The sequence below is a fragment of the Ensifer sp. genome, assembly GCF_035999135.1.
GTDB lineage: Bacteria > Pseudomonadota > Alphaproteobacteria > Rhizobiales > Rhizobiaceae > Ensifer.
Genome location: NZ_DASYGZ010000125.1, coordinates 18,853 through 27,946 on the forward strand (window position 1 = coordinate 18,853; position 9,094 = coordinate 27,946).

General features: G+C 61.6%; 9 protein-coding genes and 1 pseudogene. 7 read left to right on the forward strand and 3 right to left on the reverse strand.

Annotation, left to right across the window (positions count from 1 at the left end; translation table 11 throughout):
* Positions 1-18: 18 nt before the first annotated feature.
* Entirely contained in the window at positions 19-1,062 is a 1,044-nt protein-coding gene (locus tag VGO12_RS14940) for a transporter substrate-binding domain-containing protein (RefSeq protein WP_327513533.1), read from the reverse strand.
* A 486-nt stretch (positions 1,063-1,548) separates the two neighbouring features.
* Between VGO12_RS14940 and VGO12_RS14945 the strand changes: the two genes are divergently transcribed.
* On the forward strand, positions 1,549-1,683 hold the full coding sequence (locus tag VGO12_RS14945; RefSeq protein ID WP_327513534.1) for a hypothetical protein: 135 nt from the start codon (positions 1,549-1,551) through the stop codon (positions 1,681-1,683).
* Between the two features lie 102 nt (positions 1,684-1,785).
* Here the strand turns inward: VGO12_RS14945 and VGO12_RS14950 are convergent, their stop codons facing one another.
* A complete protein-coding gene (locus tag VGO12_RS14950) occupies positions 1,786-2,229 on the reverse strand; it encodes an MEKHLA domain-containing protein (RefSeq protein ID WP_327513535.1) in 444 nt (147 codons plus the stop codon).
* A gap of 210 nt (positions 2,230-2,439) precedes the next feature.
* Entirely contained in the window at positions 2,440-3,351 is a 912-nt protein-coding gene (locus VGO12_RS14955) for a LysR substrate-binding domain-containing protein (RefSeq protein ID WP_327513536.1), read from the reverse strand.
* Positions 3,352-3,651: 300 nt separating this feature from the next.
* On the opposite strand from VGO12_RS14955, the gene VGO12_RS14960 reads away from it, so the two are divergent.
* From VGO12_RS14960 to VGO12_RS14985, 6 genes and pseudogenes are all read left to right on the forward strand, one after another.
* Positions 3,652-4,758, forward strand: a complete 1,107-nt coding sequence (locus VGO12_RS14960; RefSeq protein ID WP_327513537.1) for an extracellular solute-binding protein — start codon at positions 3,652-3,654, stop codon at positions 4,756-4,758.
* 109 nt (positions 4,759-4,867) lie between these two features.
* Positions 4,868-5,854, forward strand: coding sequence for an ABC transporter permease (locus VGO12_RS14965; protein WP_327513538.1), 987 nt, complete (start codon positions 4,868-4,870; stop codon positions 5,852-5,854).
* Complete coding sequence (locus tag VGO12_RS14970) at positions 5,854-6,648, forward strand: ABC transporter permease (protein WP_327513539.1); 795 nt, start codon at positions 5,854-5,856, stop codon at positions 6,646-6,648. The genes VGO12_RS14965 and VGO12_RS14970 overlap by 1 nt, the downstream gene beginning before the upstream one ends.
* Positions 6,648-7,730 carry an ABC transporter ATP-binding protein gene (locus VGO12_RS14975; protein WP_327513540.1) on the forward strand — a complete coding sequence of 361 codons (1,083 nt, stop codon included), beginning with the start codon at positions 6,648-6,650 and terminating at the stop codon, positions 7,728-7,730. The genes VGO12_RS14970 and VGO12_RS14975 overlap by 1 nt, the downstream gene beginning before the upstream one ends.
* Positions 7,731-7,798: 68 nt before the next feature.
* The gene (locus tag VGO12_RS14980; protein ID WP_327513541.1) at positions 7,799-8,914 is read left to right on the forward strand and encodes an NAD/NADP octopine/nopaline dehydrogenase family protein; all 1,116 of its coding nucleotides are present in this window, start codon (positions 7,799-7,801) and stop codon (positions 8,912-8,914) included.
* A pseudogene (locus VGO12_RS14985) lies at positions 8,915-9,094 on the forward strand (glycine C-acetyltransferase); the annotation flags it as partial.

Genomic DNA, 9,094 nt, shown 5'->3' on the forward strand with positions numbered 1-9,094 from the left:
CTCCCTCAGACCGAAAACTCAGCGTATCGGATAGGCATACATCAGACCACCATTCCTCACCGATGCGTTCAGGCTGCCTTCGCGCTTGAGATTGAACGGTGTCGACGGGCCAAGATGCCGGTCGAAAACCTCGCCGTAGGAGCCGACCTGCTTGATCACCTGATAGGCCCAATCGGCCGGCAGCTTCATCTTGGCGGCCATGTCGGCGGTTGCGCCATCCTTGGCAAACAGCCGCTGGACCGCTTTCGGCTGGCGCTCCAGATCGGCGATCGCCGCATCGGCATTTGCCGAATTGATGCCGAGCTCGTCGGCGTTCAGCATGACTTCGAAGCCCCAGCGCACGGCCTTTTCCAGCGCCTCATCCGGCTGGGTGACAAGCGTGAGCGGTTCGGCGGAGATGACTTCGGGCAGGAGCTCGTAGTCACCCGGGCTCTGCGCGAGGTGACGGTCTGCAGCAAGTGCCGTCATGTCCGACGCGTAGACATCGCATTTGCCGGCGAAGAACGCCTGCAACCGGGCCGTCTTGTCGGCGATGTTCTCGATTTTGTAGTCGAGCCCCTTGGCGGCGAACCAGTCGGCGATGTTGAGCAGCGTCGTCGAACCATCCTCGGCGCAGATCGTCGCGCCCTTGAGTTCGGTCGCCGATTTCACACCCAGCGATTTTGGCACCATGAAGCCTTGCCCGTCGTAGAAGGTGGTGGCGACGAAGGACAGGCCCGGATCGGCCGACCGGGTGCCGGTTTCCGTCACCGACCGGGACGCCATGTGCGCCTGGCGGGAGACCAGGCTCTTCAGCGAATCGGAAAAGCCGATGCCGCGAATATCGGCCTTTCCGGCATCCCCGAGAATTGCGGCAGCCGCCATTCGGCAGAAGTCGGCATTGAAGCCCTGGAAGACGCCGGCGCTGTCTGGAACGGAAAAGCCCGGAGCGCTGGGGCTGACGAGGCAGATGAGCTTGCCCGTCGAAACGACCTCGTCGAAGACAGGGCCTGCATAGGCATGGGAGCCGGTTGCAAGCAGAGCGACGCCGGCGAACGCCGCCGCAAGATTAGTCCGAAGCATGTTGTTCCCCATTCTTTTGAGCATAGCAGCTATACCTGTATACAGGTGCACAATATGAACGGAGACCATGGCTGTCAAGAAGCGAGCTCGGCTCTGAAAGACCGCCACCGCCGCGTGTTGCAACTTGAGGAAAGATCTGACGTTCAGATGTGGCGCACCGTCCGCTTCGACCCGCGCCTCCGGGCCTCGCTCGATCCCGCTGCAGCAAGGTTCTGCCGACAGGTACGGCCTGCGGCCCCGACCGCAAAGTTTCGCTGGAGGGGAGGGCGGGTGGTGCCCTTTCAGTGCTTGGCCCCAGAGCGCCCTCCATTCGACCGAGGGTCCGTTGCGCGCCATCGTCCCATGCTCTGGTTCGCCCGGGCAATTCGCTTTTCGTCCCGGATGTTTTCGGGTGCGCAGGCTTTGGTTGAAAGTCGTGCCGGCGCCCGGTTGCCCGGGCCCTTGCCGATGACTATGTGTGGGGCAGCAAAGAAAGGATCAAACCCGATGCGTATTGTTGCAGTGTTGCTCGTACTCTCCTCGCTTGCCGGATGCTCCCAGACCGCCGGCGGCAGCAGCGTAAGAGAGGACTATTACGGCGGCGACGGCGGTTTCTATGCAGGCGCGGTTGCCCCGCGCTAAAAGCGCGAGTGTCACTCCGCATTGCGCTCCGACTGCGGCTGGGAACGGACCAGCCGCATCGACGCACATGAGGGCATCGCCGCAACGGGCGTCGTTGTCCGCCTAAACGTCCTGCCACCGACGAAAAATGGCTGCCTGGCCGAGCGTTTCGGCGCCGGGGCGCACAAGTTGCCAGACGGTAGCCTTTTCGATCCAGAACCGGCGTCCGGTTTTCGCGATGCGAAGGCCGCGATAGTCGTCGATGAAACCCTTTGAAGACACACTGTCGAGAAAGCGTTGCCGTTCCTCGCGCTCGGGTGCCTCGGCCGAAAGACGCGACGGCATGCCAAGAAACTCGTCATGGCTGTAGCCGAAACAGCTCTGCGCGGTTTTGTTGGCGTAGATGAAACGGGGATCATCGGATCGATCGTGTGCGAGCACGGCAAATGGTGCGGCCTCATAAAGCCATGCGGCACACACCGACGGGTCGATCAGGTCTCGTCCCGTCAGCTGTCGATAGCTGGCAATGATCAGCTGGCCGACTTCATCCACGTCACGATCCAACATGCGTTTCGTTCCTCCAATGCGCGTTGCAGCCGGTCGAAAAAATTATGTACGCCGACGGACGATATTCGATCCCGGCGCAGCGGCGTCCATTCGTATGCTCGATTCCCCCAGCACAAGCCTCGACGAGGAATAGCCGCGAAAGTCAGTTCCGGCCGTCCGCCGCGCGGGGCGTAGCGGCTATGTCATCCAGCGAGCTCATGCTCGCCGGCTTCATTCCGGGGTGTCGAAACGCATCGATCGGACCGTCGCACGGGTCGCTTCGACATAGGCGTCCACAAGATGCCGGTTTCTCGTATCGCGCAACCAGCAGAGGCTGAGGTCCGAAGCAATGTTCGGACGGAACGGCCGGATTGTCAGTCGGTCGCGCTGGCCGTAGGCGAAAACCGGGTCGACGATGGCAATCCCGAGCCCGTTGGCGACCATTTCGCACACCGCCGGCGCAAGCGTCGCGTCCATGATGTAGTTCAGGCGCGCGCCGTAGCCGTCGAGCGTGCTTTCAATCTTCTGCCGGATACGGTTGTCTGCAGCAAAGGCGATGTAGGGTTCACCGCTGATATCGGCGGGCACGACCTCTTGCTTGCCGGCAAAGTGGTGATCCCGCGGTGCGATACAGACGAGATCCCCGCCGCGCAAAGGCACGCATTCGATATACGGGTTGTCCGTATCGCGATTGATCAGGCCGATATCGACCTGCTTGGAAAGCAGCCACTCGACGATGAACTGCGAGCTGCGGATCACCACCGAGATGTAGGCATCGCCATGTCCGGCGAGAAAGCGCTTGTTGGTGTGGCTGATGAAAAGGCCCGATAGCGCCGGCATGACCCCGACGGATATCTGCCCGAGTTCCTCGCGCCGGATCAGGTCGACCGCGCGTTCGATTTGCTTGATGCCGGCGAACACACGGTCGATTTCCTTGTAGAGCCGCATCCCGTGCTCCGAAGGAATGAGTCGCCCCTTGACGCGATCGAACAGTTCAAGCTCGGTGTCTTCTTCCAGATGCGCCAGAAGCTTGCTCACCGCGGGCTGCGAGATATGCAACACCTCCGCCGCGCGGCTCACCGTGCCGCTCTCGATCACGGCTTTCAGAGCCTCGATTTGTCGCAGGTTCGGTGCGCGCTTCATCCCATAACTTCTCACATGGACGTTTTGCCGTGAGCCTAGCTCCACCTGCAGATGTTGACAATCCGCTGGCCCGCGCCCCTGACGATACAGCGCAGATTGCTCCAGTTACCTCTTTTACAGCCTATAACCTTTTGGAATGGATGCAGGCTAAAAAACAATTAGACGGTCTGAAATTGCTGAGCCAGTCTTTGCGCAGGCTACAACCGCATCGATCCGGATGCGCGATCGGCGACCGGTCCCCAAAAGTGCGGAGCACGGACCAAGGCTGATCAAGTCACGCTGGGAGGCGCGAGGGGAACAATGATAATCGGACAGAAGATCAATCGCAGGAACGCGCTCAAGTTGCTGGGGGCTGGCGGCGCAACACTTCTTACAGCACCCTACATCATCCGGTCGGCACACGCCGAAGGTTCGGTGCTCAACATCACCACCTACGACAAGTTCCTGCCGCAGGATTTCATCGAGCAGTTCCAGAAGGACAGCGGCATCGAGGTGCGCATCCGCCTGACAGACGACCAGGGCAAGCAGTACAACCTGCTGACGGCGGAAGGCGCCAATCCGACGACCGACATCGTCACGGTTGCCGGCCATCGCTACGGCCAGTTCATCGGCTCGAAGCTGGTGCAGGCGCTGGATACGGCAAAGCTGCGCAACTGGGCGAACCTCAATCCTGCCTATCAGGACGCGGCCTGGGCACGCTACGAGGGCAACCTCTGGGGGTTGCCTATCCTTGCCGGCTACGAAGGCCTCGTCCGCAACACGGACTACGTTCCGGAAGCCGACAGCTGGGGCATCATGTTCGACGAGAAATACGAAGGGCTGACCGCCTACATGGCCGGCGATTTCATGTCGCTCACTATGAAGTATCTCGGCCACGACGGCGACTTCGTTACCTACACAGGCAAGGTCGAGCAGGCCCAGAAGGCAGCCAGCGAGGCGCGCGACCACCTGATCAAGCACAAACACATGGTGCGCAAATATTACGACGCGGCCAGCGAAGTGCAGCAGATGTTCATCAACGAGGACATCCACCTGGCACAGGCCTGGTCCGGCCCTGCCGCCAAACTGATCATGGACGGGGTGCCGGTGAAACTCTCCGTGCCGAAGGAAGGCACCTACGGGTTCTGCTACACGCTCAACATCGTCAACAATGCGCCTAACGCCGAGAACGCCTACAAGCTATTCGACGCGATCCTCGCCAATCCCGAGGTCGGCGCGGCGATGACCCGCACGTCCGGCTTCAGCTCGACGATCGCAGGTGTCGACACGCTGCTCGACGACAGGGAGCGGCTGGCATCGACCCTGCCGCAAGACGAACTTGAGCGCGTCACCTTCTTCAGCTCGCTCAACCGCTCGATGAAGAACGAGATCATCGATCGCGCCGTCGCCGAACTGAAAGCGGCCTAATCAATCGCATTGCGATGATTGACTGACCTCGCCTTGGCGGCGGGGTCAGAACGGTGACGCATGTTCTGCCAACGCCCGTCGGGTCGCGGACAAGCTTTGGGATAATTCAATGGCCGTGGGAACACATACGGCAGGTGGCGGTCTCCCCGTCCGTGCTGCGCACATGAAATACTCGACCGGTGTCGCGAGGGTGATCAACTCACCGTTCTATCGCTACACCTTGGGCGCGGTTGCCGAGTGGCGATACGGACGCATCCTGCTTTTGGCCGGCGTGCCGGTCGTCTGGATGCTGATGATGCATATCGGCCCCATCTACGAGATGCTGCGCATCAGCCTCCTGTCCAGCTATCCGCCGCAGCCGGGCGTGGAAGCCAATTTCACGTTCGACAACTACGCGCTCTTCTTCAGTGAAAAGCTCTACTGGATGCCGCTGCTGCGCAGCTTCATCTATGCCTCGATCGCAACCGCCGTTACCTTGGTGGTCGTCTACCCGGTCGCCTACTACGTGGCAAAGGTCGTTTCCGCAGGCAGCCGGTCGCGTGCGCTGCTCCTGCTCCTGGCTCCGTTCTGGGCCGGCGAGATCATCCGCATCTTCTCCGTCATCATGCTTCTGGCCAACCGCGGCGCCGTCAACGTGCTGCTCAGGGAAATCGGGCTGACCGAGCGCCCGATCCAGATGCTCTACACCTCGTTTTCGATCAGCTTCGGCCTGGTCTACATGGTCTGCCTCTACATGCTGCTGCCGCTCTATTCGGCGATCGAGAAGATCCCGAAGTCGCTGCTCGATGCCTCCGCGGATCTTGGGGCAGGGCCGTTCACGCGCTTCCGTCGCATGATCCTGCCGCTGTCGCGCGACGGCATCGTGTCCGGATGCTCGCTGGTCTTCCTCACCTGCATGGGCGTGTTTGCCGCTCCCATTCTCCTCGGCGGACCGACCACAAGCATGTTCTCCGAGACGATCAGCAGCTTCTTCCACGGCGCCAGCAGCCGTTGGCCGGCCGGTGCCGCCTTCGCGATGATCATGCTTGCCGCATCCCTCGTTACCGTCGGTCTGTTCATGCGGGTCGTCGGCGGCTCGAAGCAAAGGACATTCTGATGCGCGCCCTGTTTCACGATTGGCCGGGGCTGGCCCTCAAGTCCTTCTACTGGCTGTTTGTCCTGTACCTGTTTCTGCCGCTGTCACTCATGGTGGCGGTCAGCTTCAAGGATGCGAGCTTCATTTCGTTTCCGCTCGGAAACCTGACGATCGACTGGTATGCCAAGGTCATTCAAGACAAGCAGTTCCTTAACGCCTGCCTCTACACCATCATGATCGCCGCGGCGACGACGGCCATTGCAACGGTGATCGGTGTCTGGATCGCGATGCTGATCGGGTCGCTGCGCGGCGCCGCTCAATACGTGGCCTTCGCCGTCGCCTGCCTGCCGGCCGTCGTGCCGGGCATGATCTCGGCGATTTCGCTGCGCATCTTCATCACCACCATCGATCTGCCGACCGGAACCGTCGCCATCATCCTCGGTCACGTCGTTCATGCCGTGCCTTTCGTGGTGGTCATGGTGCTAACGCGGCTGCGCTCGATGCCGGGCAACCTGGTCGACGCCGCACGTGATCTCGGCGCAGACAGCATCGTCACCTTCTTCCGCGTCACTCTTCCCTATCTCGGACCGGCCATCTTCGGCGGCATGATCTTCTGCCTGCTGCTGTCGAGCGACGACTTCGTCCGCACCTTCTTCCTCGGCGGCTATCGCCCGACGCTGCCGATGCTGATCTTCGCCCGGGTGCAATCCGGCATGTCTCCGGAGATCAACGTCATTGCGACGCTCGTCCTGGTCGTGACCGCCGTGGTCGGGCTCTACGCAGAATATCTCACACGTCGTTCGAGGATCCGCTGATGCAGCCGGTTGTTCAGTTCGAAAATATCCGCAAGAGTTTCGGCAGCTTCGTCGCCGTCGATAATCTCAATCTCAACATCGAGCGCGGCAAGTTCGTCACCCTGCTCGGCCCCTCCGGCTGCGGCAAGTCGACCACGCTGCGTATGCTGGGCGGGTTCGAAACGCCGACGGAGGGCCGCATCCTGCTCTCCGGCCGCGACGTGACGATGGTTCCGCCGAACCGGCGCAACGTCAACATCGTGTTCCAGGATTACGCGCTGTTCCCGCACATGTCGGTCGCGAAGAACATCGCCTTCGGCCTGGAGCTGAAGGGCGTCGATAACCGTCAGATCCAGCGGCGCGTATCGGAACTGCTGGAACTCGTGCAGCTCCAGGATTTTGCCGGGCGCCTTCCGTCCGAGCTGTCGGGCGGCCAGCGTCAGCGCGTCGCCCTGATGCGCGCTTTGGCGCCCGATCCCGACGTTCTGCTGCTCGATGAACCGCTTTCCGCCCTCGATGCCAAGCTTCGCCAGACGATGCAGATCGAGCTCAAGGCGATCCAGGAGCAGACCGGCAAGACCTTCATGTTCGTGACCCACGACCAGGAAGAGGCGCTTACCATGTCGGACACGATCGTGGTCATGAACAATGGCCGGATCGAGCAGATGGGGGACCCGGCGACCCTCTACAAGCGCCCCGGCTCCGCCTTCGTGGCGACCTTCCTCGGCGAAACCAATCTGTTGCATTCCGACGTCGTCGGTACCGACGCCGGCGAAGCGGCGGTGCGGTGGAACGGCATGACGATCAAGGCGTCGGCCGGCGCGCTCACTCCAAGGGCGGGCGATGCAATCTATGTCGTCCTGCGGCCGGAAGCGATCCAATGCTCGGCGCAGGAACCGGCTGTCGTCAACCGGATTAAGGGTCGCATCCGCCAGCGGGTTTTCAAGGGCAACCACACATCGCTCAAGGTCGAGATCGGCGAGGGGCATCTGCTCAACGCGCTCGTTCATCCGAGCGAGGTGGAAGGCCTCAGCCGTGACGACATCTGGGTTGGCTGGTCATCCGAAGGGACAACGCTCATCCCCGCCCGAAACGCGGCTTAGCCGCAACACCTCGACGGCGGGCGCCGAGCTGCGCCCGTTACCCGATATCAATGAAAGTGGAAAACGACATGCGCGTAGGTATCGCAGGTGCTGGCTCTATTGCCTTTGGCACCGCTGCACTTCTTGAAAAACTGGGACACAAGGCAACGCTCTGGTCACCATCCGGCGCAGGAACCCTTGCGCTGGCCGAGGGCGAGAGCCTGACGGCCGAAGGTGCCGTGGAAGGCGCATTCAAACCGACCGTCGCCGAGAGCGCGGAAGACCTGGTGCGCGACGCGGATGTAATCCTCGTTGCACTGCCGGCCTACGGTCACCGGTTCGTGCTCGATGCCATCGCGCCGCATATCGCTGCCAACCAGCTGGTGATCTTCAGTTCGCACACCTCCTTCGGAGCGCTTTATCTCTCGTCGCTGCTGGTTGCGCGCGGCATTACCATCCCAATCGTTGCCTGGGGTACGACCATCGTCAGCGGCAGGAAACTCGGCCCGTCGCTGGTTCAGGTAAACACGATCCGCAAGCAGGTCGACCTCGCAACCGTCCCGACGTCTGAGAGCGCGCGCGGACACGCGATCTGCACGGCGCTGTTCGGCGGACATTTCGTCGACCGCGGCAGCCTGCTGGCGATCGCGCTATCCAACCTGAACCCGCAAAACCACCTCGGTATCGCGCTTGGCAACATGTCGCGCATGGAACGTGGCGAAAGCTGGGTGCAGGCTGAGAACGTCACCCCCAACATCGGCCGTCTTCTTGAAACGCTGGATCGCGAACGCCTGGCCGTCGCCGAGAAGCTGGACCTGAACGTGCGCGACATCTTCCAGCACTTCCATCTCTCGTTCCATGTTCCCGTCAGCACCATTTCACAGATGAACCAGGAGATGCACCAGGCTGGGCATTACGGCACGGGCCCCGCGACGGCCGACAGTCGCTATGTGACGGAGGACGTGCCCTTCGGTCTGGTGGTCACGGCGCAGCTCGCGCGCCTTGCCGGATGCCCGGCGACCCTGCACGAGGCGGGCATTCGCATCTTCTCGGCGATGTACGGGCGCGATTTCGAAGGCGAGAACAACCTTCTTCCGGAACTCGGTCTCGAGCGATTGGATCTCGAAGGTCTTGACGCACTGTGCCGCCAAGGGTTTTCGCCGGCCGCAACCCGGACGGTTGAACGGGTGGGAGGAAGCATCTGAATGGACGGGCGCTTCCTCACCCATCTCCGTTCAGAACTGGAGGGCCTGAAGACATCAGGGCTCTACAAGTCGGAGCGTGTCATCACCTCGAAGCAGGCGGGCGAGATCGAAGTCGCCTCGGGCGAGCGGGTGCTCAATTTCTGCGCCAACAACTATCTCGGCCTGGCCGACAATGCGGAG

What these genes read in the sequence shown, in the direction of transcription:
- VGO12_RS14940 (WP_327513533.1), bottom strand. Translation starts at nt 1,062, where the DNA reads ATGCTTCGGACTAATCTTGCGGCGGCGTTCGCCGGCGTCGCTCTGCTT.
- VGO12_RS14945 (WP_327513534.1), top strand. Translation starts at nt 1,549, where the DNA reads ATGCGTATTGTTGCAGTGTTGCTCGTACTCTCCTCGCTTGCCGGATGC.
- VGO12_RS14950 (WP_327513535.1), bottom strand. Translation starts at nt 2,229, where the DNA reads ATGTTGGATCGTGACGTGGATGAAGTCGGCCAGCTGATCATTGCCAGC.
- VGO12_RS14955 (WP_327513536.1), bottom strand. Translation starts at nt 3,351, where the DNA reads ATGAAGCGCGCACCGAACCTGCGACAAATCGAGGCTCTGAAAGCCGTG.
- VGO12_RS14960 (WP_327513537.1), top strand. Translation starts at nt 3,652, where the DNA reads ATGATAATCGGACAGAAGATCAATCGCAGGAACGCGCTCAAGTTGCTG.
- VGO12_RS14965 (WP_327513538.1), top strand. Translation starts at nt 4,868, where the DNA reads ATGGCCGTGGGAACACATACGGCAGGTGGCGGTCTCCCCGTCCGTGCT.
- VGO12_RS14970 (WP_327513539.1), top strand. Translation starts at nt 5,854, where the DNA reads ATGCGCGCCCTGTTTCACGATTGGCCGGGGCTGGCCCTCAAGTCCTTC.
- VGO12_RS14975 (WP_327513540.1), top strand. Translation starts at nt 6,648, where the DNA reads ATGCAGCCGGTTGTTCAGTTCGAAAATATCCGCAAGAGTTTCGGCAGC.
- VGO12_RS14980 (WP_327513541.1), top strand. Translation starts at nt 7,799, where the DNA reads ATGCGCGTAGGTATCGCAGGTGCTGGCTCTATTGCCTTTGGCACCGCT.